29 protein-coding genes are annotated in these 25,268 nt (G+C 66.2%); 13 read left to right on the top strand and 16 right to left on the bottom strand.

The features are described 5' to 3' along the window. Positions 1-58 precede the first annotated feature (58 nt). The 8 genes from ACW179_RS14865 (at position 59) to ACW179_RS14830 (ending at position 8,928) form a co-directional block, all read left to right on the top strand. Positions 59-1,573: a replicative DNA helicase gene (locus ACW179_RS14865; protein WP_492060249.1), complete on the top strand. Its 1,515-nt coding sequence runs from the start codon at positions 59-61 to the stop codon at positions 1,571-1,573. 5 nt (positions 1,574-1,578) lie between these two features. Next, positions 1,579-2,268 (top strand): MarC family protein, encoded by a 690-nt coding sequence (locus tag ACW179_RS14860; protein WP_492060248.1) that lies wholly within the window; start codon positions 1,579-1,581, stop codon positions 2,266-2,268. A gap of 55 nt (positions 2,269-2,323) precedes the next feature. Next, a complete protein-coding gene (gene alr / locus ACW179_RS14855; RefSeq protein ID WP_492060247.1) occupies positions 2,324-3,409 on the top strand; it encodes an alanine racemase in 1,086 nt (361 codons plus the stop codon). A 71-nt stretch (positions 3,410-3,480) separates the two neighbouring features. Further along, positions 3,481-4,863, top strand: coding sequence for a DNA repair protein RadA (gene radA, locus ACW179_RS14850; protein ID WP_492060246.1), 1,383 nt, complete (start codon positions 3,481-3,483; stop codon positions 4,861-4,863). Next, positions 4,860-5,477 carry a CvpA family protein gene (locus tag ACW179_RS14845; protein WP_492060245.1) on the top strand — a complete coding sequence of 206 codons (618 nt, stop codon included), beginning with the start codon at positions 4,860-4,862 and terminating at the stop codon, positions 5,475-5,477. The genes radA and ACW179_RS14845 overlap by 4 nt, the downstream gene beginning before the upstream one ends. Continuing rightward, positions 5,474-6,973 (top strand): amidophosphoribosyltransferase, encoded by a 1,500-nt coding sequence (gene purF / locus ACW179_RS14840; RefSeq protein WP_492060244.1) that lies wholly within the window; start codon positions 5,474-5,476, stop codon positions 6,971-6,973. The genes ACW179_RS14845 and purF overlap by 4 nt, the downstream gene beginning before the upstream one ends. 132 nt (positions 6,974-7,105) lie before the next feature. Continuing rightward, the gene (locus ACW179_RS14835) at positions 7,106-8,098 is read left to right on the top strand and encodes a bile acid:sodium symporter family protein (RefSeq protein ID WP_492064325.1); all 993 of its coding nucleotides are present in this window, start codon (positions 7,106-7,108) and stop codon (positions 8,096-8,098) included. 77 nt (positions 8,099-8,175) lie between these two features. Next, complete coding sequence (locus ACW179_RS14830) at positions 8,176-8,928, top strand: SDR family NAD(P)-dependent oxidoreductase (RefSeq protein ID WP_492060243.1); 753 nt, start codon at positions 8,176-8,178, stop codon at positions 8,926-8,928. 7 nt (positions 8,929-8,935) lie between these two features. Here ACW179_RS14830 and ACW179_RS14825 read toward each other — a convergent pair whose 3' ends face one another. The 16 genes from ACW179_RS14825 to ACW179_RS14750 form a co-directional block, all read right to left on the bottom strand. Beyond that, the gene (locus tag ACW179_RS14825) at positions 8,936-9,877 is read right to left on the bottom strand and encodes an MBL fold metallo-hydrolase (protein WP_492060242.1); all 942 of its coding nucleotides are present in this window, start codon (positions 9,875-9,877) and stop codon (positions 8,936-8,938) included. 13 nt (positions 9,878-9,890) lie between these two features. Then, positions 9,891-11,663: a ribosome biogenesis GTPase Der gene (der, locus tag ACW179_RS14820; protein WP_492060241.1), complete on the bottom strand. Its 1,773-nt coding sequence runs from the start codon at positions 11,661-11,663 to the stop codon at positions 9,891-9,893. A 122-nt stretch (positions 11,664-11,785) separates the two neighbouring features. Beyond that, positions 11,786-13,213 carry a PQQ-like beta-propeller repeat protein gene (locus tag ACW179_RS14815; protein ID WP_492060240.1) on the bottom strand — a complete coding sequence of 476 codons (1,428 nt, stop codon included), beginning with the start codon at positions 13,211-13,213 and terminating at the stop codon, positions 11,786-11,788. Beyond that, positions 13,210-13,953, bottom strand: a complete 744-nt coding sequence (locus ACW179_RS14810) for a tetratricopeptide repeat protein (RefSeq protein ID WP_492060239.1) — start codon at positions 13,951-13,953, stop codon at positions 13,210-13,212. Before ACW179_RS14810 ends, ACW179_RS14815 begins: the two co-directional genes overlap by 4 nt. A gap of 183 nt (positions 13,954-14,136) precedes the next feature. Next, complete coding sequence (gene panB, locus ACW179_RS14805; RefSeq protein ID WP_492064324.1) at positions 14,137-14,964, bottom strand: 3-methyl-2-oxobutanoate hydroxymethyltransferase; 828 nt, start codon at positions 14,962-14,964, stop codon at positions 14,137-14,139. A 104-nt stretch (positions 14,965-15,068) separates the two neighbouring features. Then, positions 15,069-15,449 (bottom strand): hypothetical protein, encoded by a 381-nt coding sequence (locus ACW179_RS14800; protein WP_492060238.1) that lies wholly within the window; start codon positions 15,447-15,449, stop codon positions 15,069-15,071. Continuing rightward, positions 15,442-16,014: an RNA polymerase sigma factor gene (locus ACW179_RS14795; protein WP_492060237.1), complete on the bottom strand. Its 573-nt coding sequence runs from the start codon at positions 16,012-16,014 to the stop codon at positions 15,442-15,444. Before ACW179_RS14795 ends, ACW179_RS14800 begins: the two co-directional genes overlap by 8 nt. Before the next feature lie 28 nt (positions 16,015-16,042). Continuing rightward, positions 16,043-16,426, bottom strand: a complete 384-nt coding sequence (locus ACW179_RS14790) for a DUF6249 domain-containing protein (protein ID WP_492060236.1) — start codon at positions 16,424-16,426, stop codon at positions 16,043-16,045. A gap of 108 nt (positions 16,427-16,534) precedes the next feature. Beyond that, positions 16,535-16,825: a hypothetical protein gene (locus tag ACW179_RS14785; RefSeq protein ID WP_492060235.1), complete on the bottom strand. Its 291-nt coding sequence runs from the start codon at positions 16,823-16,825 to the stop codon at positions 16,535-16,537. Then, entirely contained in the window at positions 16,822-17,337 is a 516-nt protein-coding gene (locus ACW179_RS14780) for an RNA polymerase sigma factor (protein WP_492060234.1), read from the bottom strand. Before ACW179_RS14780 ends, ACW179_RS14785 begins: the two co-directional genes overlap by 4 nt. After that, on the bottom strand, positions 17,337-17,756 hold the full coding sequence (locus ACW179_RS14775; protein WP_492060233.1) for a hypothetical protein: 420 nt from the start codon (positions 17,754-17,756) through the stop codon (positions 17,337-17,339). Before ACW179_RS14775 ends, ACW179_RS14780 begins: the two co-directional genes overlap by 1 nt. A gap of 112 nt (positions 17,757-17,868) precedes the next feature. Further along, complete coding sequence (locus ACW179_RS14770) at positions 17,869-18,078, bottom strand: hypothetical protein (protein WP_492060232.1); 210 nt, start codon at positions 18,076-18,078, stop codon at positions 17,869-17,871. 18 nt (positions 18,079-18,096) lie between these two features. Further along, on the bottom strand, positions 18,097-18,765 hold the full coding sequence (locus tag ACW179_RS14765; protein WP_492060231.1) for an HAD hydrolase-like protein: 669 nt from the start codon (positions 18,763-18,765) through the stop codon (positions 18,097-18,099). A gap of 119 nt (positions 18,766-18,884) precedes the next feature. Beyond that, entirely contained in the window at positions 18,885-19,241 is a 357-nt protein-coding gene (locus ACW179_RS14760; protein ID WP_492060230.1) for an ArsC family reductase, read from the bottom strand. Positions 19,242-19,389: 148 nt separating this feature from the next. Further along, complete coding sequence (locus ACW179_RS14755) at positions 19,390-19,731, bottom strand: DUF8776 family protein (protein WP_492060229.1); 342 nt, start codon at positions 19,729-19,731, stop codon at positions 19,390-19,392. Between the two features lie 124 nt (positions 19,732-19,855). Continuing rightward, complete coding sequence (locus ACW179_RS14750) at positions 19,856-21,019, bottom strand: acyl-CoA dehydrogenase family protein (RefSeq protein ID WP_492060228.1); 1,164 nt, start codon at positions 21,017-21,019, stop codon at positions 19,856-19,858. Positions 21,020-21,200: 181 nt separating this feature from the next. Between ACW179_RS14750 and ACW179_RS14745 the strand changes: the two genes are divergently transcribed. The 5 genes from ACW179_RS14745 (at position 21,201) to mazG (ending at position 25,266) form a co-directional block, all read left to right on the top strand. Further along, entirely contained in the window at positions 21,201-22,046 is an 846-nt protein-coding gene (locus tag ACW179_RS14745) for an HTD2 family dehydratase (RefSeq protein WP_492060227.1), read from the top strand. Continuing rightward, positions 22,043-22,450 (top strand): DUF1636 domain-containing protein, encoded by a 408-nt coding sequence (locus tag ACW179_RS14740; protein WP_492060226.1) that lies wholly within the window; start codon positions 22,043-22,045, stop codon positions 22,448-22,450. Before ACW179_RS14745 ends, ACW179_RS14740 begins: the two co-directional genes overlap by 4 nt. Positions 22,451-22,534: 84 nt before the next feature. Continuing rightward, positions 22,535-23,014: a hypothetical protein gene (locus tag ACW179_RS14735; protein WP_492060225.1), complete on the top strand. Its 480-nt coding sequence runs from the start codon at positions 22,535-22,537 to the stop codon at positions 23,012-23,014. A gap of 76 nt (positions 23,015-23,090) precedes the next feature. After that, positions 23,091-24,476: an MFS transporter gene (locus ACW179_RS14730; RefSeq protein ID WP_492060224.1), complete on the top strand. Its 1,386-nt coding sequence runs from the start codon at positions 23,091-23,093 to the stop codon at positions 24,474-24,476. After that, positions 24,448-25,266: a nucleoside triphosphate pyrophosphohydrolase gene (mazG, locus tag ACW179_RS14725; RefSeq protein ID WP_492060223.1), complete on the top strand. Its 819-nt coding sequence runs from the start codon at positions 24,448-24,450 to the stop codon at positions 25,264-25,266. The genes ACW179_RS14730 and mazG overlap by 29 nt, the downstream gene beginning before the upstream one ends. Positions 25,267-25,268: the final 2 nt, after the last annotated feature.

Below are 25,268 nucleotides of genomic sequence, written 5' to 3'. Positions count from 1 at the left end.
TGAGGGGCGCGACAAAGCCGCACGCGCGCGAAAACGCGGCCCGCGTTAACCTGTAGGGATGTCTATCGTCCCTGCGCTCGATCTGCGTCCGCCCTTTCAGGACATCACCATCGCGGTGGCTCCGCACAACCTGGAAGCCGAGCAGGCGCTGCTCGGCGTACTTCTGTATGACAACGCGGCCTATGAGCGGCTGACCGACGCGCTCAATGGCCGACACTTCTACGAGCCCTTCCACCAGCGGCTGTTCCAGTCGATCGAGACCCATATCCGCAAGGGTCAACTGGCCGAGCCCATCCTGCTGGCCGACGAGTTCAAGAAGGATCCAGCGTTCGAGGAACTGGGCGGCCTGCGCTATCTGGCCGATCTGGTTGATCGCGCCCCACCCGCCGCCAATGTCGGCGACTATGCCCGGGCCGTGTTCGACCTGGCCCTGCGTCGCGACCTGATCCGCATCGGTGGCGAGATCGCCTCGGTGGCGCATGGCGGCGGCGACGAGATCAAGCCGGCCCGCGACCAGATCGAGGCGGCCGAACAGCAGCTCTATACCCTGGCCGAAAGCGGCACGGCCTCTTCCGGATTTGTCACCTTCGGCGACGCCCTGCGCGGTGCGGTCGAGATGACCGCCGAGGCCTATAGCCGTGACGGCGGCATGTCTGGCGTCGCGACCGAACTGATGGACCTGGACCAGAAGATCGGCGGCCTGCACCCGTCCGACCTCGTGGTCCTGGCCGGCCGTCCATCGATGGGAAAGACCGCCCTGGCGACCAACATCGCCTTCAACATCGCCCGCAAATACGCCTACGAAATCCAGCCCGACGGCACCAAAAAGACCGTCCAGGGCGGTGTCGTGGCCTTCTACTCCCTGGAAATGAGCGCCGAACAGCTGGCTCTGCGGATGCTGGCCGACGCCTCGGGCGTTTCGGGCGACCGCCTCCGCAAGGGCGAGATCGACGCCAGCGAGTTTGGACGCGTGCGCGACGCGGCCATGGAGCTTCAAGAAGCCCCGCTCTATATCGATGCCACCGGCGGCATCTCGATCGCCAAGCTCACCGCCCGGGCCCGCCGCCTGAAGCGCCAGGTCGGCCTGGACCTGGTGGTGGTCGATTACCTGCAGCTGGTCACCGGTTCGGATCTGGGCTCCAACGCCAACCGCGTCCAGGAAGTCAGCCAGATCACCATGGGCCTGAAGGCCCTGGCCAAGGAACTGGGGTGCCCAGTCATCGCCCTGTCGCAGCTGTCGCGTCAGGTCGAGCAGCGCGAGGACAAGCGGCCGCAGCTCTCCGACCTTCGCGAATCCGGCTCGATCGAGCAGGACGCCGACATGGTCTGGTTCGTCTATCGCGAAAGCTACTATGTCGGCCGCGCCGAGCCGCGTGAGGGCACGCCCGAGCACCTCACCTGGCAGGAAGACATGGACCGTCTGCAGGGCCTGGCCGAAGTGATCATCGCCAAGCAGCGTCACGGACCGATCGGCACGGTCCGCCTGTCGTTCGACAGCAACACCACGCGCTTTGGCAACCTCGCCCGCGACCACTTCTTCGCCCAGGCGCGGAACATTCCGTCGGACGAGTAGGCCCCGTGGACTTCAGCCCCCTGCCCGTCTCCAGCTTCGTCGGCGCCTTCCTGCTGGCGTTTCCGGCGCTGTTCTCGATCGTCAATCCGGTCGGTGCGTCTCTGATCTTCGACCAGGCGATGGGTGCCCGTAGCCGGGCCGAACGCCTGACCCTGGCCCGGACCATCGGGTTCTACTCCTTCCTCGTACTGCTCGGTTCGCTGCTGTTGGGCGGCTATATCCTGAACTTCTTCGGAGTCAGCCTGGGTGCCCTGCGGGTGGCGGGGGGACTGGTGGTGGCGATCCGCGCCTGGGGCCTGCTGATGGACCCGCAGGAGCAGGAAGATCGCAAGACCAGCCATACCGAACCGGCCAAGCGGCACGAGGACATCGCCTTTTTCCCGATGACCATGCCGTTCACCACCGGCCCAGGCTCGATCTCGGTGGCCATCGCCCTGTCGTCCCAGCGTCCGACCGAAGGTAGCGCCGCAGGCTTCTTCCTCGGAGCGGGCTTTGCGGCGGCGGGGGTGGCCGTGCTGGTCTGGCTGCTCTACAGCGCCTCAGACCGCGTGACGCGCCTGCTGGGTCAGTCGGGTGCCCGCGTGATGTCGCGGCTGGTGGCCTTCCTGCTCCTGTGTATCGGGGTGCAGATCACCGCCTCAGGCATCGAGAACCTGGTTTCGGTGTTCCTCGCTGCGCATCCGGGCCTGTTCTAACTAGAAAAGCCGCCCGGCCTCCGCTACGCCCGGGGCGCGCCTCACCGGAGCCTTCGTGACCGACCTTCAAGACGCCCGACTGACCCTCGACCTGGACGCCCTGGCCGCCAACTATGCCGCCCTCAAGGCGGCCGCGTCGGGCGCCGAGATCGCGCCGGCGGTCAAGGCCGACGGCTATGGCATGGGCGCGGCTCTGGTCGCAGACTGTCTGTGGGCTCAGGGTGCTAGCAGCTTCTATGTAGCCCGGCTCTCCGAGGGGCTGGCCCTGCGAGCCAGCCTGGGCGACCGCGACGCCGCCATTCACGTCCTGGACGGGGTGACGCCAGGCTCGGCGGCAACGCTTGAGGCTGCCCGCCTGACGCCGGTGCTCAACAGCCTGCCGCAGATCGAGGCCTGGAACAGCCATGCGCGCGGCGGCCGGCTGACCGCCAGCCTGCATGTCGACACCGGCATGAACCGGCTGGGCCTACGGCTGGAAGAAATCCGCGTCCTGTTGGGGGCCATGGATCGCCTTAAACACGTTGAGATCGTGCAGGTCATCAGCCACCTGGCCTGCGCCGATACCCCGGACCATCCGCTGAACGCCCTTCAGCTGGAGCGCTTCACCGAAGCGACGGCGCAGTTCCCCGACGCCCGTCGGAGCCTTGCCAATTCGGCGGGGATCTTCCTGGGTCCGGCCTACAGCTTCGACCAGGCGCGGCCGGGGATCAGCCTGTATGGCGGTGGTCCACAAGGTCTGACCGATGCACGGATCAAGGCCGTGGCGACGCTGGAAGCGCCGATCCTGCAGACCCGCAACGTGCCGCGCGGCGAGAGCATCGGTTACGGCGCGACCTACACCGCCACCGACAACACCCGCGTCGCCATCGTGGCGGCAGGCTATGCCGACGGCGTGCCGCGCGCCGCCCATCCACGCGGAGCGGTCTGGTTCGACGGCAAGCTGCGGCCGATGCTGGGTCGCGTCTCGATGGACCTGATCGCCATCGACATCACAGACTGCGACGCGGCCCGGCCGGGGGCCATGGTCGAGATCATCGGCCCCAATCGCTCGGTCGACGACGCGGCGACCGCGGCGGGCACGACGGCCTATGAACTTCTGACCCGGATCGCGCCCCGCGCGCAGCGGGTCGTGAAACCCTGAGCCGACGACCGCCTTTGGCGCAGGGACACACCACCCTGTAGTCTCCAGCCATCCGAGAATCAGGAGACCCCATGGCCCGAGACGGTGCCGTTTACGCCTGCCAGTCCTGCGGGGCGGTCCAGACCAAGTGGGCGGGGCAGTGCCCGGCCTGCCAGGGCTGGAACACCCTGGTCGAGGAGGTCAGCGCACGCCCGCCCGGTGCCCTGTCCACCACCAAGGCCAGCCGCACGCGCGGCCTGCAGTTCCAGGGCCTGGAAAGCGACACCCCCGCGCCTCCCCGCATCGTCACCGGCGTCGATGAGTTCGACCGGGTCTGTGGCGGCGGCGTCGTGCCCGGCTCGGCCATCCTGATCGGCGGCGATCCAGGCGTCGGCAAATCCACCCTGCTGCTGCAGGTCTGCGCCAGCGCCGCGATGCGCGGAGCCTCCTGCGCCTATATCTCGGGCGAGGAAGCGGTCGAGCAGATCCGCTCGCGCGCTGACCGCATGGGACTGGCAAAGGCCAATGTGCAGCTGGCGGCCGAGACCAGCCTGCGCGACATCCTGGATGGTCTGAAACGCGACAACTTCGACCTGGTGGTCATCGACTCGATCCAGACCATGTGGAGCGACGCCCACGAGGCGGGGCCCGGCACGGTTACCCAGGTGCGCGCCTGCGCCACCGAGCTGGTGCGGCTGGCCAAGAAGAAGGGCGTGGCGATCCTGCTGGTCGGCCATGTCACCAAGGACGGCCAGATCGCCGGTCCCCGTGTGGTCGAGCACCTGGTCGACGCAGTGCTGTCGTTCGAGGGCGAGCGGGGCTATCCGTTCCGCATCCTGCGCGGCGCCAAGAACCGTTTTGGAGCCACCGACGAGATCGGCGTGTTCGAGATGGGCGATGTGGGCCTACGCGAGGTCAAGAACCCCTCGGCCCTGTTCCTGAACGAGGGCGGCGAGCGCGCGGCCGGGGCTGCAGTCTTCGCCGGCATTGAAGGCTCGCGACCCGTTCTGGTCGAGTTCCAGGCCCTTGTCGCGCCCTCCGCGTACGGAACACCCCGGCGCGCCGTCGTCGGATGGGATTCAGGACGGCTGGCCATGGTGTTGGCTGTGCTGGAATCGCGTTGTGGCCTTGGTTTTGGCGACAAGGACGTCTATCTGAACGTCGCTGGCGGCCTGCGCATCACCGAGCCGGCGGCGGATCTCGCGGCGGCGGCGGCCCTGGCCTCCTCAGCCCTCGATATCGCCCTGCCCCAGGACTGCGTCGTGTTCGGCGAGGTCAGCCTGTCGGGCGAGGTGCGGCCGGTCAGCCGGATGGAGACACGTTTGAAGGAAGCCGCAAAACTGGGGTTTGGCCGGGCGCTGTCATCGCTTTCCGGCCTGCCTGAAGGCGGTGGCTCCTTGCCCGTTGCGGGGGTCGCCCGGCTCGCCGACGCCGTGCGCCGGATCGGCGACGAGATCTGGGGCCAGTTGACGTGACGCCTTTCGACATCATCGCCGGATTGCTGCTCCTGGTGTCCGGTGCCGTGGGCTTCGCACGTGGCGCCTCGCGGGAACTGACCTCGGCGCTTTCGTTTATCTTTGCGGCAGCCATCGCGCTGTTTGGCCTGCGGATCAGCGGCCCGCTCTTCCGGTCCCTGATGGACCCGGACTGGGCGGCCACGGCCAGCGCCCTGATCGTGGTGTTCGTCGTCGCGTTCATCCTGCTGCGCCTGATCGCCGGGCACCTGACCGCCGGGCTTCACGACAGCGCCCTGGGGCTTGTTGATCGCGCCGTGGGCGTAGGCTTTGGCCTGATGCGCGCCCTGGTGATCCTGGGCGTTTTCAACCTGCTGTTCCACCTGGCCACGCCGCCCGAGCGCGTGCCCGGCTGGGTGGGCAAGTCGATCTTCTACCCAGTCTCCGAGGCCAGCGCCCAGGTACTGAAAGTCTTCGCACCCAAGGGCACCGCCCTGGCGGGCAAGCTGGCTCCCGCGATCAAGGATGCGGTGCGCGAAGGCAGCGACAACACGTCGGACGGCAAACCGGCCGACTCCGGCTATGATAAGAACCAGCGTCAGAATCTCGACGATCTGGTGGAGACATCGCGATGAGCTTTATCGGCCAATCGACCGATCGATATTCCTCCGCCCCCTGGCGCGATCCCGAGGATGACACGCTGCGCCTGGAATGCGGGGTGTTCGGTGTTTTCGGCGTACGTGACGCCGCCGCCGTCGCGGCGCTCGGCCTGCACGCCCTGCAGCATCGAGGCCAGGAAGCCTGCGGCATCGCCGCCTTCGACGGCCAGCGCTTCCACACCGAACGCCATATGGGCCATGTAGGCGACGCCTTTACCGGCAACGATCTGGTTGAGCGCCTGCCCGGCGCGATGGCCATCGGCCACACCCGCTATTCCACGGCCGGCGGCAGCGGCATCCGCAACGTCCAGCCGATGTTCGCCGATCTGGAAACCGGTGGCGTGGCCATCGCCCACAACGGCAACCTGACCAACTTCCTGAGCCTGCGCGAGCGCCTGGTGCAGGAAGGCGCGATCTTCCAGTCCACCAGCGACAGCGAGGTGATCCTTCACCTGATCGCCCGCTCACGGAAGGCGCGCATCGTCGACCGTTTCATCGACGCTGTGGCCCAGATCGAAGGCGGCTACGCCATCGTGGCCATCACCAACAAGAAGATGATCGGAGTTCGCGATCCTCTCGGCATCCGCCCGCTGGTGCTGGGCGACCTGGACGGCCAGCCGATCCTGGCGTCGGAAACCTGCGCCCTGGACATGATCGGTGCCCGCTTCGTCCGCGACATCGAGCACGGCGAGATGGTCATCATCTCCGACACCGGCGTGAAATCCCTCAAGCCCTTCAGCAGCCTGGCCGCCCGCCCCTGCGTCTTCGAGTACGTGTACTTTGCCCGCCCCGACAGCGTGGTGAACGGTCGCTCGGTCTATGATGTGCGCAAGCGCATGGGCCAGCGCCTGGCCATCGAGACCGGCGTCGAAGCAGACGTCGTTGTGCCCGTCCCCGACAGCGGCGTTCCGGCCGCCATCGGCTACGCCCAGCAGAGCGGCCTGCCCTTCGACCTGGGCATCATTCGCAACCACTATGTCGGCCGCACCTTCATCCAGCCCACGCAGGGCGTGCGTGAACTGGGCGTGCGCATGAAGCACAGCCCCAACCGCGCCGTTCTGGAAGGCAAGCGGGTGATCCTGATCGACGACTCGATCGTGCGCGGCACCACGTCGCTGAAGATCGTGCGCATGGTCCGCGAGGCGGGCGCCGCAGAGGTTCACCTGCGCTCGGCCAGCCCGCCGATCAAGTGGCCCGACTTCTACGGGATCGACATGCCCGAGCGTGAACAACTGCTGGCCGCCAACAAGTCGCTGGAAGAGATGGCCCGGTTCCTGGAGGTCGATTCCCTGGGCTTCCTGTCGGTCGACGGGCTCTATCAGGCCCTTGAAGCCGGTCCGCGCGATCCAGTCACCCCGCAGTTCACCGACCACTATTTCACCGGCGACTATCCCACCCGCCTCACCGACCGCGAGGTGGCCGAAGGTCGAAACGAGTCAAACGACAAGCAACTGTCACTGCTCAGCGCCTAGCCTCCCGAGCCCTCCCCTTTTGATGGGGGAGGATTGGTTGGGGCGACGCCGCTGGTCGACTTCTCACCGACCAGGCCACATCCCCAACCGCTGTCACCCCATCCCGCCCCTTCCCCAACAAGGGGAAGGGAGATTGCTCAGGCACCGCCCTTGCTGAAGTCCCTTCTCACCAAGCTGAAGATCGACGGCTACATCCTGGCGCTGATCGGCATGGTGGTGCTGGCCACGGTCCTGCCGGTCCACGGCCAGCCCGCTGTGATGCTGGGCGTTGTGGTCAAGCTAGCCATCGCCCTGCTGTTCTTCCTGCACGGTGCCAAGCTGTCGCGCGAGGCGGTCGTCGCCGGCGTCACTCACTGGCGCCTGCACCTGACCATCTTGGCCTTCACCTATGTGCTGTTTCCGGCCCTCGGCGTGCTGGCCGCCAAGAGCGGCGTGCTGTCGCCGACCCTTGCGGCGGGCATGGTGTTCCTGGCCTGCCTTCCGTCGACCGTGCAGTCGTCCATCGCCTTTACGTCCATCGCCCGGGGCAATGTGGCGGCAGCGGTTTGCGCGGCCTCGGCCTCCAACCTGCTGGGCATCTTCCTCACGCCGGTGCTGGTCAGCCTGCTGATGCACGCCCAGGCCGGCGCGGGCGGCTGGAAGGCCATCCAGGACATCGTCGTCCAGCTTCTGCTGCCTTTCATCGCCGGCCAACTGGCGCGACCGCTGATCAGCCGCTGGATCGAACGCCACAAGCCGCTGATCGGCTATGTCGACCGGGGCTCCATCCTGCTGGTGGTCTATTCGGCTTTCAGCGCGGCGGTGTTCGGCGGCTTGTGGAGCCGCGTCTCCCCGCTGGAACTGGCCGCCCTGCTGCTGGTTTGCAGTGCGCTGCTGGTCGCCGTCCTGCTGGCCACCACCTTCGGGGCTCGCGCCCTGGGCTTCGTCAAGGCCGACGAGATCGCCATCGTCTTCTGCGGCTCCAAGAAGAGCCTGGCCACCGGCGTGCCAATGGCAGGCATCCTGTTTCCCAGCGCCACGGCCGGGGTGCTGGTGCTGCCGCTGATGATCTTCCACCAGATCCAGCTGATGGCCTGCTCGGTGATCGCCCAGCACTACGCCAAGCGGGCCGCTGACGAGGCCTGAGCGGGTTCAGCGAAGCATCAACCCGGAGACGCTGCACCGTGGTTCAGTTTCCGGCCAGCATGGACTAGAACGCCCGCATGACTTCCGACTCTCAAAAACCTCTCGCGGGCCGCCTGGCCCTGGTCACCGGCGCGACGCGTGGTATCGGCGCAGCCATCGCCCTGGGCCTCGCCCAGGCCGGAGCCCAGGTCGTCGCCCTGGGTCGAACCCAGGGCGCTCTGGAGGCTCTGGACGACCAGATCTTCACCGCCACGGGCGAGCACGCCACCCTGGTCCCCTTGGACCTGCGCGAACCCGATGGCCTGGACCAGCTGGGCGCGGCCCTCTACCAGCGCTGGGGCAAGCTGGACATCCTGGTCGGCGCCGCCGGGGTGCTGGGCGCCCTGACGCCCGTAGGCCACCTGGACCCCAAGGGCTGGGACATGATCATGGCCACCAACCTGACAGCGAACTGGCGACTGATCCGGGCCATGGACCCGCTGCTGCGCGCCTCCGCCGCCGGTCGGGCGCTGTTCCTGACCAGTAGCGTCGCCAGGACGCACCGGGCCTTCTGGGGTGGCTATGCGGCCTCCAAGGCGGGCCTGGAAGCCATTGTCGCATGCTATGCCGACGAGATGGAAAACACCTGCGTCCGCGCCCTGTGCGTTGATCCAGGGGCCATGCGCACCAAGATGCGGTCTGGTGCCTTCCCGGGCGAAGATCCCCAGACGGTGCCCGCGCCGGACACCATCGTGCCCTATATCGTCGATCTGGTCCGGCCAGACCGCGATCCGCCGCGCGGCGTCGCGCGCTTCAAGGAACGCGGCCAGGAGTCGGCCAGCGTCAGCTGATGCCAGCCTAGATCTCCAGAAGGTCGCGACCGACGATGATCTCGCCGGCGAAGTGAGGCCGCACAGCGTCCCGCCAGACGCTGTCTTCGATGAACGGATAGCCGCCGGGCACGAAGTGGGACAGCACCAGGGTCTTGACCCCCGCCGCCGTCGCGATGCGGCCCACCTGCTCGGTCGTGGTGTGGCTGGCCAGCAGATGGTCCTTCAGGCGGGTGGCGTTGGCCTCGGTGGCGAGCAGCTTTTCCAGCGCCGGAAGATACATCACTTCGTGGACCAGCACGTCCGCGCCCTTCGCCAAACCGATCAGGGCCTCGGACGGCGCGGTGTCGCCGGAAATGACGATCGACCGGTCGGCCGTGTCGAAACGATAGGCGAACGCAGGCTCTACAGGCGGATGGCGCACAAGGGCGGCCGTCACCTTCACATTGGCGTCCTGCATGACCAGGCCGGGCTTGGCGAACTCATGCGGGTGGATCAACGGTGCCAAGGGCGGGCGCCCCTCGTCGGCGATGCGGGTCTTGATGTCGAAGGCGTTCAGCGACAGCGATTGCCGGATCATGGCCGCCAGGGGCGGCGGACCATAGGCGTTGACCCTGTGATCCAGGTCGGCGGCCCAGGCCAATAGCAGGAGATTGCCAAGGTCGGCGTTGTGATCCGAATGGTGATGGGTGATGAAGACGCTGCGGATCGATCCAAGCTTCAGCCCGGCCGCCACGATCTGCCGGGCAACACCGTCGCCGCAATCGATCACATAGGTTACGCCGTTCACAACAATCGCCTGGGCCGGCGCTGACCGGTTCTTCTTGGGCGTAGGCCCGCCGCCGGTTCCAAGCAGGATCAGCCGAGTGCCGGTGGCGGCCCGGGCCGAGCCCGGCCCAGCCGAGAGGGCAACAGCGCCAAACGCAGCCCCCTGGCACAGCAGCAGCCGGCGATCCAGAGCGATGCCCACAGGCTCCCTGCCCCTATCGCCCATTGGGCTTCCCGGGCCCCTTATTGCCGCGAACGATCTTGGAGCCTGCCACCGGGCGCTTGGGGCCCGTAGCCGCCTTGCCGCCGGCGGCCTTGAAGCCGACCTTGTAGCTGGGCGTGCTGGACACCTTTTTCTGGGCGCGCGGCCCCTGCTTCTTCACTGACTTAACCGCAGCCTTGCCGGGTTCAGCAGCGGGCGCGGTGACAGCGGCGCTGGTGGTCTTGGCGTCAGCCTTGACCGGCTTCTTGGGCCCCCGAACCGGCGCCTTTTCCGGCGGAGGCAAGCCTGCTTCAGCCGCAGCGGCTGCTGCGGCCTCGTCGGCGATGCGCTTGGACTTCTTGACCGTGTTACGCGAGGCGCGGATGCGTTCCTCTTCGCGTTCCCGACGCTCGAACTCGCGCTTGCCCCGGCCGCTGTGGCCCTTGGCCTCACCGTCGGCATAGGGATTGGCACCCGACTTGATGGTGATGCGCAACGGTACCCCCGGCAGGTCGAAGCTTTCGCGCAGGCTGTTGATCAGATAGCGCCGATAATGTTCGGGCATCTGGTCCGCGCGGGTCGAGAACAGCACGAAGGTCGGCGGACGCGCCTTGATCTGCGCCATGTACTTGGGCTTGACCCGCTTGCCGCTGACAGCGGGCGGCGGATGGCGCTGCATGGCCATCTGGAGCCAGTCGTTCAGGTCGCGGGTCTTGACCTTGGTCGCCCAGTCCTTGTGGATCTTCATCACGGCCGGCATCAGCTTTTCAATGCCCTTACCGGTCTCGCCCGACAGGGCCACCACCGGCGCGCCGCGCAGCTGGGGCAGCATGCGCTCGGCGTGCTCGCGGAAATCCTTCAGCTGGGCAACGGGGTCCTCGACGAGGTCCCACTTGGCCAGCACAAACACCAGCGCCCGGCCTTCACGCTCGGTCAGGTCGGCGATCTGCAGATCCTGGACCTCGAACGGATGGGTCGCGTCCATCACCAGCAGGACCACCTCAGCGAAGGTGACCGCGCGGATCGAGTCCTGGGTGGAGAGCTTTTCCAGCTTCTCCTGCACCTTGGCCTTCTTGCGAAGACCAGCGGTGTCGACCAGGCGAACCTTGCGACCGTCCCACAGCCAGTCGACCGAGATCGAATCGCGGGTGATGCCGGCCTCCGGGCCAGTCAGCAGGCGTTGCTCGCCGATCAGGCGGTTGACCAGGGTGGACTTGCCGGCGTTGGGACGACCGACAATGGCGATGCGGATCGGCTTGTCGTCGTCTTCCTCTTCCTCGGAGTACTGATCCTCGGGGAAGGCGGCCAGCATGGCAGCATACAGCTCGGCCATGCCTTCGCCATGCTCGCCCGAGATCGGGATCGGCTCGCCCAGGCCCAGCCTGTAGGCCTCGCCGATGCCCGATTGCCCGGCTTTGCCCTCGGCCTTGTTGGCGGCGATGATCACCGGCTTGCCGCGACGGCGCAGCAGGGTGGCGAACACCTCGTCCAGCGGCGTGACGCCTTCGCGGGCGTCGTAGATGAACAGCGAGACGTCGGCTTCCTCGACGGCCAGCTCGGTCTGGGCGCGCATCCGCGCTTCCAGGCTCTCGTCCGAGACATCCTCGAAACCGGCGGTGTCGATCAGTTCCAGATCCAGGTCGCCGAGGCGACCGGAGGCGTAGCGGCGGTCACGCGTGACCCCGGGCTGGTCATCGACGATGGCCAGTTTCTTACCGGCGAGACGGTTGAACAGCGTGGACTTGCCCACATTGGGGCGTCCGACAATGGCGAGTTTCAAAGGCATGGGCTTGCAGTAGTCGATTTTTCGCATTCCCGCAAAGCGACGACCCGGGCCGGCTTGCGCCGACCCGGGTCTCGGGAACGTTGGGTTGATGGCCGGCGGACCGAACGGTCCGGCGGAAGGCTTTAGCGAATGGCCACGACCTGGGCGTCGTCGGTGACCAGATAGACCATCTCGCCCACGGCGATCGGCGCCAGAAGCACCGGCGAACCGATCTTGAGCTTCTTGAGCGTCTCACCCGTCTTGGGGTTCAGGGCCACGGCCTCGCCGTCGCTGGACACCGTGATCAGGCGACCCGAGGCCAGGATTGGCGTCGACCACAGGCGCGGATGCTTGGCCAGCTTCTTCTTCTGACGCTTGGTCTGGCCCAGGCCCTCGTTGAGGTCACGAATCCAGTAAACCGCGCCGCTTTCGCGCGCGACGCAGATGACCTGACCGCTCTTGTCGACCACGTAGACCACATCGCCCGCAGCCCAGGGGCTGGTGATCCCGGTGACCGGAAGGCTCCAGCGCGCCTGGCCGGTGCGCAGGTCCGTCGCCGAGAAGACGCCCGAGTGGCTGACGGCGAACACGTCCCCCTTGTAGATCACCGGGCGACCGGGAATGTCGCGAATTTCCGACAGGGCGTTGGTGCGGCTGGCTCGTGAGAGCGCCTCGCTCCACAGGTCGTTGCCGTTGGTGGCGCGCAGGGCGACCAGTTCGCCCGAGGCAAAACCGGTCACCACCGTGTCGCCGCTGACGGCTGGGCTCGGGGCAGACAGGATGCGCGCCGGCTCGATCAGGGCCTGATAGGTCCAACCCGGCGTTCCGGTGGACGCCGCGTAGGTCAGCAGTTCGTTGTCGGTCGAGACAACGAAGACGCGACCGTCGACCATGGTCGGCGCAGCATGGATCGGCGTGGAGGTGGTCTGGCGCCAGCCCTCGGCACCCGTGGCGGCGTCGATCTGGGCCACAAAGCGGAAGCCCGACGAGACATAGAGCTTGTTGTCAGGCCCCAGGGCCAGGCCGCCGCCGAAGCCGACGCGGTCGTTCTTGACGCCGCCAAAGCCGAAGAAACCGCCCTTGCCCGGACCGGCCGACGGGCGCAGATCGCGCCGCCAGTCCACCGAGCCGGTCTTGGTGTCGAGCGCCGCGACAGTCGACTCGCCGTCCATCACGAAGATGCGATCTGCGGTCGCCACGGGCGGGGCCGTGATGTGAAACTTGCGGTTGGCCTTCTGACCAAAGCCCTTGCGCCAGGCGATCTCGAACGCCTTGGCCGCATCGACATGCTCTACCGCCTGCTCGGCATTGCCGCCGGGCAGCCGCCAATCGGTTTGCACGGCCGGCTCGGGAAGGAAGAAGTCCGTACCTTTCAGGGCCTCTGACGATTCCACCTTCTGGTCGAAGGCGATGACCGAGATCCGCTGGCCCTGGGTCGCCGTCGCCTTGTCCTTCTCGGACTTGTCGAATGGATTGAGGTTGGAGATCGTCGAACAGCCGGTCACCGTCACCGCAGCTGACATCAGCGCGATCAGCGCCACGGAACGCTTGGACATCATGGGGCGGCTCATTGGGCGCCGTTTGGCGCGAGTTGCGGACCGGTCGGGAGGGCGGCAGGCGGCAGGGCGATCGAGGCCTTGACCGCAGCCGGCAAGCTGGCAGCCGCGCCGGAATCGATGACCTGCATCGCCGCCTGCGCGCGCTGGCGCACGTCGTCGGATCTGTTGTCGAGCAGGTTGGCCAGGACAGAGAAGTCCTCGCGCGCGCCCTTGGTGTCGCCGGCCTGAAGCTTGGCGAACGCCAGCGCTTCCTTGGCCTTCACGCGATACGGACTTTTTTCACCCGCCAATGGCGTCAACCTCGACTCGATTTCCTTGAACGAGGCTGTGTCCATGAGCGCGAAGGCGGATTTGAGGCGGGCCAGATCGCCCAGCACCGGATCGCTCGAAAGCTTGGCCGCTTCGTCGAAATAGCCCACGGCTTCGGCGGTCTTGCCCTCTTCCAGTCGGATGCCGCCCATGTGCATCAGGGCCAGGGCGCGGTAGCCCGGCGCGCCGCCCTTGGAGATCGCAGCCATGGCGGGGAAGCCCTTGGCGGTGCCGTCGCGGCCCATGGCCTCCAGCGCCGCCTGATAGGCCTCAGATGCCTTGACCGCCTCGCGGGTCTGGTAGGAGCTCCAACCCCAGTAGCCACCGACTCCGATGACGACAGCGACCGTCACGGCGCCGATCCAAGGCAGCGCCTTCAGCGCGAGGGTCTTGTAACGGTCGGAGCGCAGCTGCTCTTCGACCTCGTCAAATACATCGACCACGAACGAGGCTCCGAAACGGGCGCGTCCGACGCGCCCCTTGCGCGCCGACGCCGGCAGGGCCGGCAGCGACGCATGGTTTACAACAGAATGTGTCCAGCGGGGGGCCGCCGGCGCAGGCGGGGAACCTATAGCGTGTCCGGGCCTGCCGCAACGGCCGGAAAGCCCACCAATGCCCTCGGGAGTCTAGCCCTTCTTGGCGTAGTAGGTCTCAGCCTCGCCAGGAAAGGTGCGCGCCTTGACGTCGTTGGCATAGTCGCGCGCCGCGCGCTCGATCTCGCCCTTCAGATTGGCGTAGCGCCGCACGAACCTGGGCGTCCAGTCGAAGAGGCCCAGCATGTCGTCGGTGACCAGGATCTGTCCGTCGCAACCCGCCGAGGCTCCGATGCCGATGGTGGGGGGCGCAATGGCGGCGGTGATATCGCGTGCCAGACTCTCGGCCACGCCCTCGATCACAACGGCGAAGGCACCGGCTTCAGCCGTTCGGCGGGCCTCATCGAGGATCACCGCCCTGCCCGCCTCGTCCTTGCCCTTGGCCTTGAAGCCGCCGTCGACCAGAACGGCCTGGGGCCGCAGGCCCACATGCCCCATCACCGGAATGCCACGCTGGACCATATAGGCGATGGTGTCGGGCACGGTCAGGCCGCTCTCGACCTTTACAGCCTGGCAGCCCGTCTCCTTCATGATCCGCACGGCGTTGGCGTAGGCGAGCTCAGGCGGTCCCTCATAAGAGCCGAACGGCATGTCGACCACGACCATGGCCTTGCGCGAGCCGCGCATGACTGCCTGGCCATGCAGGATCATCATCTCCATCGTCACGCCGACGGTATTGGGCAGGCCATGCACGACCATGCCCACCGAGTCGCCCACCAGCAGCAGATCGCAGGCGTCATCGAGGGCTGCCGCGACCGGGGCGGTGTAGGCGGTCAGGCAAACGATAGGCACGCCGCCCTTGCGAGCGGCGATGTCGGGGGCGGCCAGACGGCGGACCGCCTCTTCACGATGCGAGGACAGAACGATGCTCCTGAACAGGCCCCCGCGTGAGCGAGGGCGGGCTGTTGTCGGTCAGATCGCGCCGCATCGCAACATGAACAATGATCACGCCACGCTCAGGCGCGTCAGAACTCTTCCATAGCCCGGGTTACGGCAAAGCCTATGGCCAGGACGGCGAGCCCCGCCGCCAGCCACAGCGCCTCAACGCTGGCGGGGGTGGTGACCATATGGTTGACCCTGGCCAGGATCGCATCAACCTCGCTGGAGGCATCGCGCGCGCCATCACGCGAGAGCGCCTGTAGTTCGGCCGAGAATCGCGTGGTCACAAGTTGCACCGCCGCGATCACCCCAACCGCCACACCCGCAGCGCCGATCATCAGGCGCCGCAAGGCCCAGCCCCGGTCCAGTGCCGCCGAAATCTGGATGGCGAACAGATCGGCATCCGGAAACGAGGGAGCCTCACCATAGAGCCGGTTGAGTTGGGCTTCGAAATCGGGTTCAGCCATGAGCTTCCCTCCTCGCGCCTTCCGGCGGTTGGGCCAGTCGGGCCCTGAGTTTATCCAAACCACGTTTGACATGGGATTTTACCGTGCCGATCGGGATGTTCAACGCCTCGGCGACCTCGGCATGAGACCAGTCACCGCCATAGCAAAGCGAAACCGAGAGCCGCTCGCCCTTCGACAAGGCCTTGAGCGCCTCGTCCAGATCGATACGGCTGGCCGTGCGGGGCTCATTCAGGGCAGCGGGATCGTCGCCGTCCTGGGCCTCGTCGGTGAACACCATGCGAGCCTCGCGCTTGACCTTGCGCAGGTAGAGGCGCGCAGCAATCCGCTTGATCCAGCCGGCGAAGGCCCCCTCGCCGCGATACTCGGCCACCTGCTCGAACCCGGTCAGGAAAGCGTCCTGAGCAATGTCGTCGGCGGTCGCTGAATCGGCGCCCATCCGGCGCAGGAGGCCGCGGACCGCCGAACCGTGCCGCCGCACAAGCTCGCCATAGGCCCGCCGGTCACCCGCCGCCGCAAGGGCGGCGAGTTCGACGTCATGGCCGGTGGGTGGGCGATCGATGCCCATGATGTCGCCCCCTCCCCAGGTTTCGCGATCAAGCCGACTTGGGCTTGTTGGGGTTGAAGAAGCTCAGGGCGATATAGGCCAGGCCGATGACAGCGGGGATGCAGGCGATGCCCAGGCCGGACGAATGCAGCTCGCCGTCGCCGAAATCGGAGAAAAAGCTCAGCAGCGCAAAGCCGATGCCGACGGCCAGCCAGATTACGCCGGTACGCATGTCGCTGAGCGAGGTCGGGGGCGCTTTCACGGTACGCGTCAGGGCCTCGATGACTTCGGGCGGCACCGGCTGGCCCTTGTCGATGGCGGCGCGGAGCGTCGTTTGCATCTCGAGACGCTCGCGGCTCTTCAGCCAGATCGGCACGATCACGATCGCGCCGATGACCAGAAACATGATGATCGGAACCCAGGCACCGTCCATGGCGAAACTCCTCTTGGTGGGCGCGCCCCCGTGAGCGCCGCCTTCTGACTATAAGAGGCGCGAGCACCGTCATTTGGAGGCGCCCGGCGGGATGAAACTTTCGTAAGGCTAGCGCCGAACAAGAATCCGGTTGCCCAGCATGGCTGACGCCAGGGCCAGGGCCAGGATTCCGCCCACCGGAATCAGGGTCGGAGCCAGGGCTGCCACGGCGAGATTCAGGATCGGCGAGCACGCCCAAAGCACGGCGCTGGCGGCCAGGGCCGCAGTCCCGCCGGTCAAAAGCCGATCCCGCAGGATGCGTCGCTCCACAGCCTCCATCACCTCGGCGACGAAGATATCGGAGGTGGCGGGCTGCGGCGCTTCGCCCAGAAAGGCGGACAGGCGATCATCGGGTGTCATGACGCGTCTCCCAATACGGCCAGTAGTCTCTCACGACCGCGTGCAACATGCGACTTCACAGTGCCCAGCGGCAGATCCAGGACCTGCGAGGCCTCGCCGTGCGACCAGCCTTGCCCCAAGCAAAGCGTAACACACGCACGCTGATCTTCCGGCAGGGTCAAAAGGGCAGCCTCAAGGGCCATGCGATCCTCGGTGGCGCCCCCTGCGGCCGCCTCCTGCGCCTCCTGACCGCGCCAATCCTCGTCGCGGCGGGCCGAACGACTGGCGGCGCGACGGTGATCCAGGGCCTTGCGCCAGGCGATACCATAGAGCCAGGCCCGAAAGCCTTCATCGGCGCGCAATCTTCCCAGGCTCGTCCAGGCTGCCACGAAAGCGTCCTGGGCGATGTCGTCAGCGTCCATCCAGCCACTCTTGCGCAGAAAGCCTCTCAGCGGCTTTTCGTGCATCGCGACCAGTCGGGCGAACGCCGCCTGGGATCCGCCGCGCGCCGCCCGAACGAGCGGCGCATCCATCAGATCCTCGGGCCCCGGCTGATCACCAGCGACACGAGCGACGCCAGACAGAGCGCGCCCATCACGAAGGCGACAATGGTAAAGGCCTCGCCGGCCCCATAGATGTCGGCGAACGAGGCATAGCTGAAGCCCGCACAGAGCGCGCCGAACAGTACGGCCTGGTAGGCGGGGTGCTCACTGCGATAGTGGCGACGCGACCGCCGTGCGGGACGGTCATCATCTTCGTCATCCTCGTTCCAGCGCTTGTTGAGCTTGGCCACCAGTTCGGGCGGCGGCTCGCGTCCGCTGGCGGCGTAGGATTTCAACAGGTCCAGGGTGTCACGGTTGGCCCTGTAGGACAGCCAGCTCCGAAAGGCTCCAGCCACGAACCAGCTCAGCGGAAAGATCAGCCACCAGAACGAACGAAACAGGTCTTCCATCGAATTGCCCCCATCAAAGGCCAGCGCGACCAAAGCGCGCGTTTGAGTGGTCGTCGCCGCCAGGGCATCGGCTGGATGCAGGCAGCAAAAAAGAAATGCGGACCGGGATCAATCAGGCGCGATTCAGGCGGGCCACAAGTTCAGGCGGAGCCTCACGGCCGTTGCGGACATAGGTCTGGATCAGGTCCAGGGTCTCACGACGAGTCTTTTGGTCGAGCCAGTTGCGCCAGCCGGACATGGCGATCCAGCTCAGCGGGAAAGCCAGCCACCAGAAATCGAAGATCAGCGCCAGCATCGTCTTGTCTCCAGTGCGGTGCCCCATGGCCCCGTCTTCTGAAGGTTAGTCGCCGCCGACTGGCGCGGCGGATGCGGTGAGATGCGAAATAATTTCGGCGGGCGATTCAAACACGATGGTTGGGCGGTGCTCGACCAGGATCGAGCGCTTGGCGGCGCCCCACGTCACCGCGCCGCTGGCCAGGCCCAGGGCCCGCGCCGACTCGATGTCGCGCGTCTCGTCGCCAATGCAGATCACCCGGTCACGCGAGACGACGCCCGAGGTGACCTTGCGAAACTTGCGCGCCTTGCCAAACAGCGAGGCTCCGCAGGAGAACTGACTGATCAGGCCCGAAAGATCTGGCCCCAGCACAGCCCGAATGGTCCGCTCGCTGTTGGAACTGACAACCGCCAGGCGAAGGCCGGCGTCGTGCAACGCCTTCAACATGCCTGGTGTTTCGGAAAACAGCGGGATCGAGGCTGTATCGGCCTCCATCAGCTTCTTTCCGTGCGCAGCGATCATCGGCAGTTTCCAGGCCGAGATGCCCAGATAACGGATCACCTCGCGGGTGCTGCGGCCCCGCAGCATGTCGATTTCTTCGTCGGTGACGGTCTTGAAGCCGAAGCGCCGGGCCATCGGATTGATGGCACTGATCATCCAGGCCGCGCTGTCAGCCAGCGTGCCGTCGAAGTCAAAAATGACCATGTCGTACGACGGGACGGGATGGGCTCCCAAGCTATGGTTCCTGCGCTCGCTGGCTTCGGTTCGGGAGGCCTGAGCGGAACTAACCCCGCTTGGCCCGGTTTGTCGCCTTAAAGTCGGCCGACTCGCAAATAGAGGAAAGTCGCCGGACGTCAAACGCCGGTTTCGGCCACACGCGCATAGACATCAGGCTTGAAGCCTGCGTTGAGCCGCCCATCGATATCCAGGATCGGGCGTTTGATCATCGAGGGCTGGGCCAGCATCAGGTCCACCGCCTTGACGGCGTCCAGATCCTGCTTTTCAGCGTCAGACAGCTTGCGAAATGTGGTTCCAGCCCGATTGAGCACGGTTTCCCAGCCCAGCTCCGCCACCCAGAGCTCCAGTCTGGCGCGGTCGATTCCAGAAACCTTGTAGTCGTGAAAGCCATAGGCCACGCCGCGACTGTCGAGCCAGTCGCGGGCCTTTTTCATCGTGTCGCAGGCCTTGATGCCGTAGATCGTGACGCTCAAGACCTCGTCTCCTCATCCAGTTTAGCCGCGAGGCCTAGCCCCGCGTTCAGCGCCGCGCAAGTCAGCCCATCCGTGGATGGCGCGTCAAAGCGACGTCCAGGGGCCAATCCCGGACGTCCGAACAAACTCCACGACCTGCGCGGCCTGATCAGGCCGTTTTGGCCTGGGCCAGATGATTGCGCAGACGCTCGGCGACAGCGCCCAGCGTGATGGCCGACAGGGCCTCGTCCACGCCCAGGTGATCTTCGGTCGAAGCGATCAGGGCCAGCCGATGGGTGAAATCGGTGACGGCGGTGATGTGCTGGGCGAGAAGGTCCACCGTGTGCAGTTCCTGCATCACGCGCCCCTGTCCTTCAGGCGGCGTCGCCGCGAGGATCTGGCCCAGGGCGTTGTCGAGTTCGCCGCAGGCTTGCGCCGCGATCGCCATCTCGGCCGACACCGCGGCCAGGATCGCCGCTACGCTCGAGCCCGAGTCCTGAATCTCACTCATGTGGTTCCCCCGTCTGCGGGCGCCGCGACATCGCGCGCCTCGTCGCGTCCTTTCGGGACCGACGCTGAAGCGCTAAAATGGAGTGATCCGCCCCCGTCCCGCAAGCGCTCTGATTCAACGCCCCCTAGAACGACTTGGGCAAGCCAAGAACATGGGTCGCCACATGGCTGAGGATCAGGTTGGTGGAGATCGGCGCCACCTGATACAGCCGCGTTTCGCGGAACTTGCGCTCGATATCGTAGGCCTCGGCAAATCCGAACCCGCCGTGGGTTTGCAGGCAGGTGTCACCGGCGAACCAAGACGCTTCGGACGCCAGCATCTTGCCCATATTGGCCTCCGAGCCGCAGGGCTGGCCCGAATCAAACAGCGCCGCTGCATGCTGGACCATCAGGTCGGCCGCTGCGATCTGCACATGGGCCCGGGCGATGGGGAACTGGACGCCCTGGTTCTGGCCGATGGGCCGCCCAAACACTTCACGCTCCAGCGCATAGGCGCTGGCCCGATCAACGAAGAACTTGCCGTCGCCGATACATTCTGCGGCGATCAGGATCCGCTCGGCGTTCATGCCGTCGAGGATGTAGCGGAAACCCTGGCCCTCCACGCCGATCAGGTTTTCCACCGGAACCCGCAGATCTTCGAAGAACAGCTCGGTGGTGGCATGGTTGAGCATGGTGCGCACCGGGCGGATGGTGAGGCCGTTCCCCACCGCCTCGCGCAGATCGACCAGCAAAACGCTCATGCCATCACTGGCCTTCGACGCCTGATCGCGCGCGGTGGTTCGGACCAGCAGGACCATCAGGTCGGAATGCTCGGCGCGCGAAATCCACAGCTTCTGGCCGTTGACGACATAGTGGTCGCCATCGCGGCGTGCGAACGTGCTGATCCGCGTGGTGTCGGTGCCCGCGCCGGGTTCGGTGACGCCGAAGGCCTGCAGACGCAGCTCGCCCGTGGCGATCCTGGGCAGATAGGCCGCTTTCTGGGCCTCGCTGCCGTGCTTGAGCAGCGTCCCCATGGTGTACATCTGCGCATGGCACGCGCCGCCATTGCAGCCCGAGCGATGCACCTCTTCGAGGATCGCCGTCGCTGCGCCCAGGCCCAGGCCCGAACCGCCATAGGCCTCCGGGATCAGGACCGACAGGAAGCCCGCCTCAGTCAGGGCGTCCACAAACGCGGTCGGATAGGTGCGGTCGCGATCCAGCGCCTGCCAGTAAGGGCCGGGGAAGCGGGCGCAGAGCTTGCGAACAGCGTCACGGATTTCCGGAAAGCTCTGGTCTTGGGCGATCGACATGCGGGCTCCTCTGCCGCGCTATCCTAGACAGGGTTCCCTTAGGGCTTCAAAGGGCGTTGACGCTGTCCTTTGCAGACTTGGTGAAACGGGCTCTGGACGGCGGGCGGGGTTTCTCGTCGAATGGCGTGATGTCGCCTCGTCTTACCCCCAGTTTTGTCCCCGCCCTCCCGGTCTGCGCCGTATGACCCTGTCGCCCGACGACATCGCCTGCTGGCGCAGTCATATCGGCCGCAGCGAAGTGCGGCGCCAGCGGCTGGACGTCGAGGCTCTCAGACGCTTTGCGGCGGCTGTGGGCGGCAATCTGGACGTCGAGCGCAGCCCACCGCCTCTGGCGCACTGGGCCTTTTTCCTCGAAACCCCGACGGACGCCGACCTCGGGCCAGACGGACATCCCCGTCGAGGGCCGGGCCTGCTTCCGCCGATCACCCTGCCCCGCCGGATGTTCGCCTCCAGCAGCATGCGCTTTGGCGCGCCGCTGACACTGGACGAGGACGCGCAGCTGAAGCTCACGGTGACCGATGTCCTGCCGCGCACAGGAAAGACTGGCGACCTGGTCTTCGTCCAGCTTGACCGCGCGCTGACCCAGAACGATCAACTGTGCGTCAGTGAACAACAGACCCTGGTCTATCGCGACGCCGGCCCTCCGATGGCCAGCGTCGAGTCAGCAGTGACGCCGCACCGGGCCCATGACGAGGTCTGGACGCCAACGCCAACCGACCTGTTCAGATTCTCCGCCGTCACCTTCAATGCGCACCGGATCCACTATGACCGCGCCTATGCGCAGGAGATCGAGGGCTATCCCGACCTTGTGGTGCAGGGGCCTTTTACCGCAGTGAAGCTGGCGGCCCGGGCGCAACGCCGGCAGCCTGAACGCAGGCTTGCGTCATTCGAGTTTCGCGCCAGCGCACCGCTCTTCGTAGGGCAGCCTGTGAGCCTGACCGATGTCGATGGCGAGGCTCAGGCGATCAGGTGCGACGCCACCCTGGCCATGTCGGCCAGGGCGACTTTCCAGGATTTTCAGCCTTGAGCGCTCTGCCGCTTTCACCGGTCTCGCAGGTGGTGATCTGTTCGACCTGCCTGACGCCTTCGCGCGCATCAACAAACCCGGACGGGCCCAGCTGCGGCGCCGCCCTTCTGGCGCAGGCCTCGGCGCTGGTTGGAGACCATGCCGCCTATGCCCAGGTGCAGGTTGTTTCAGTCGCCTGCCTATGGGCCTGCACCCATGCCTGCGCGGTTCACATCCGCGCACCAGGCAAGACGGGCTATATCGCCGGCCGGTTCGAGCCTGGCCGCGACGCTGCTGAAGCCATCCTCGACTTTGCCGCCGCACACGCAAGCTCCGACGACGGCGCCGTGCCCTATGGTCAGTGGCCCGAAGGGGTCAAAGGGCACTTCATCGCGCGAATTCCTGATCCTGAACACGCGGACTGAACCGACGCTGGCGTTTTGCAACTGATCGCCGCACACTTGGCGTCGAGGGATACCAAGCTCGGAGTTCTGGCGATGAAGACCTCAATGATCGTTTCCATCCTGGCGCTGGCGGCGTCGCCCGTCTGGGCTGCGCCCGCGCCCGATGTGGCCAGGGTTCAGGTGGTGATCGGGCCGGAACTGGCCAGCAAGACCCAGACGCTGGATACGCGCGAGTTCGACTACCTGACCCGCGAACTGAAGCGCACGGTCGAGAAGCGGCTCGACCGGTCCGGCGCGTTAAACCCGGAGGGCGGCGAACTGTATCTCGTAATCGAGGACGCCACGCCCAATCGCCCCACGATGCGACAGATGAGCGGCAGGCCCGGCCTGTCCTATTCCAGCTTCGGCGTCGGCGGGGCCAAGATCAGCGGCGAGTACCGCGCACCGTCTGGCACCACCACGCCTGTGAGCTACAGCTGGTATGAAACCGACATCCGCCGCACGCCCTACTATGGCACCTGGACCGACGCTGACCAGGCGTTTCAACGTCTGGCCGACAAGCTGGCCAAGGGCGACTCGAAGTAGCCAAAGATCACGTCCTGCGGCGCTGACTTAGAACTGTAAGGCGGGACTCAACTCGCCGCTGGGGAGATAGGAACGCATGATCGAGAAAAAGCGATCGTCCTGGTCGTTGGCCGCTTTCGCCGCGCCCTGTCTACCGCTGGCCGCCCTTGGACTGCCCCTGGTCGTCTATCTGCCGGAATTCTATGTCAGCGAGCTGGGCCTTTCGCTCGGCGTTGTAGGCGCAGCCTTCCTGATCGTCCGATTGATCGACATCATCTTCGACCCATTCATAGGCGGGGTCATGGACCGCACCGGAACGCGGTGGGGGCGGTTCAGGCCTTGGCTTGTCGCCGGCTCACCACTGGTGATGATCGGGGCGTTCGGCCTGTTTATGGCCCAGCCGGGGATAGGTCCACTGTATCTGTGGGCCTGCCTGATCATCGTCTATGCGGGCTATTCGATGATGGTGCTGTCGCATACCGCCTGGGCGGCGGTGCTTTCGAATGACTATCAGCAGCGTTCGCGCGTCTATGGCTGGTGGCAGGCCGGCAATGTGCTGGGGATGATCCTGGTGCTGACCCTGCCGCCGCTCATCTCACTGGTCTTCAAGGGCGACCATGCCGCCGGCATTCGCCTGATGGGCTGGTTCATCGTTCTGCTGATCCCGCTGACGGTGCTGCTGGCGACCAGGACGGTCAGCGAGCGCCCTGCACCGGTCGTTTTGCACAAGTCCGGACTGCCGCAATACTTCGCGCTGCTTAAGCGCCGCTCGGTGCAAAAACTGCTGATTGCCGACCTGCTGATGGGCTTGGCCCCCGGAATCGCCGGCGCGCTGTTTTTCTTTTTCTTTGAGCGCATCAAGGGCTTCGACAAGACGCAAGCCGGTCTGATGCTGCTGATCTATTTCGTCGCCGCACTGGCCGGCGCGCCCCTGTGGCCCATGCTGGCCAGGCGGATCGGCAAGCATCATGCCCTGGCTGTCGCCTCAGTGATCTACGCAATCGTGCAGGTCTGCGCCGTGCTGACGCCCGCCGGTAACGTCATCGCCGGCATGCTGGTGCTGATCCTGGCCGGGATACCCTATTCCGCTGCCCCCCTTCTGGTTCGCTCGATGATGGCCGATATCGGCGACGAAGAGCGTCTGGCCAGTGGCGCCGACCGGACGGGCCTGCTGTACGCCATCGTCAATGGCACCGTGAAACTGGGTCACGCCCTGGCGATTGGCGCCTTCCCCCTGCTGGCCCTGTTTGGCTTTGACCCCAAACTGCCGACGGCGGTAGGGCAGACCGCCTTGATCGCGCTCTATTCGGTCGTGCCGGCCGCCATGGGCCTTGTGGTCGCAGTCGTCATGTTGCGCTATCCGCTCGATGCGACTCGCGTCGCCGAGATCCAGCGCCAGCTTGCCGCTCGGGACGCCCTGGACGCGCCAACGCCCGAGCCGGAACCGGACCCCAATGTCGCCCTTGCCGCCCCCGCCCAATGACACCGCCCATCCGCTGTCGGCCCTGATCGAGATCATGGCCCGGCTGCGGGATCCGAATGGCGGCTGCCCCTGGGACCAGCAGCAGACCTTCGCCTCCATCGCGCCCTACACAGTGGAGGAAGCCTACGAAGTGGCCGACGCCATCGAGCGCGGCGATCTGACCGACCTGAAGGAAGAGCTGGGCGACCTGCTGCTGCAGGTGGTGTTCCACGCCCGCATGGCCCAGGAACAGGGCGTCTTCGATTTCGCCGATGTGGCTGCGGCGATCTCGGACAAGATGATCCGCCGGCATCCGCACGTCTTCGGCGACCATGCCTATGATGACCAGGCCGCCCAGATCGCCGGCTGGGAGGCCCTGAAGGCGCAGGAACGCAAGGCCAAGGCCAAGACCGGGGTGCTCGACGATGTTCCCGCCGGCCTGCCCGCCCTGACCCGCGCCGTGAAACTGACCAAGCGCGCCGCGCGGGTCGGCTTCGACTGGCCTTCGACCGACCAGGTGCTGGACAAGCTGCGCGAGGAGATCGCCGAGCTTGAGGTCGAAATCGCGGCCGGCGATCAGGCCAAGGCCCGCGAGGAACTGGGCGACCTGCTGTTTGTCTGCGCCAACCTGGCCCGGAAGCTGGACGTTGAGCCCGAAGACGCCCTGCGCGCCACCAACGCCAAGTTCAGCCGTCGCTTTGCCTTCATCGAGGCGGCGCTGGCGGCCGACGGACGCACGCCCGACCAGTCCGACCTGGCCGAGATGGACGCCCTGTGGGACGCCGCCAAGGTGGCTGAAAAAAGCCGGTAGAG

This window comes from Caulobacter sp. AVps18 (genome assembly GCF_058681425.1).
This window is presented reverse-complemented; position numbering and strand designations above follow the sequence as displayed.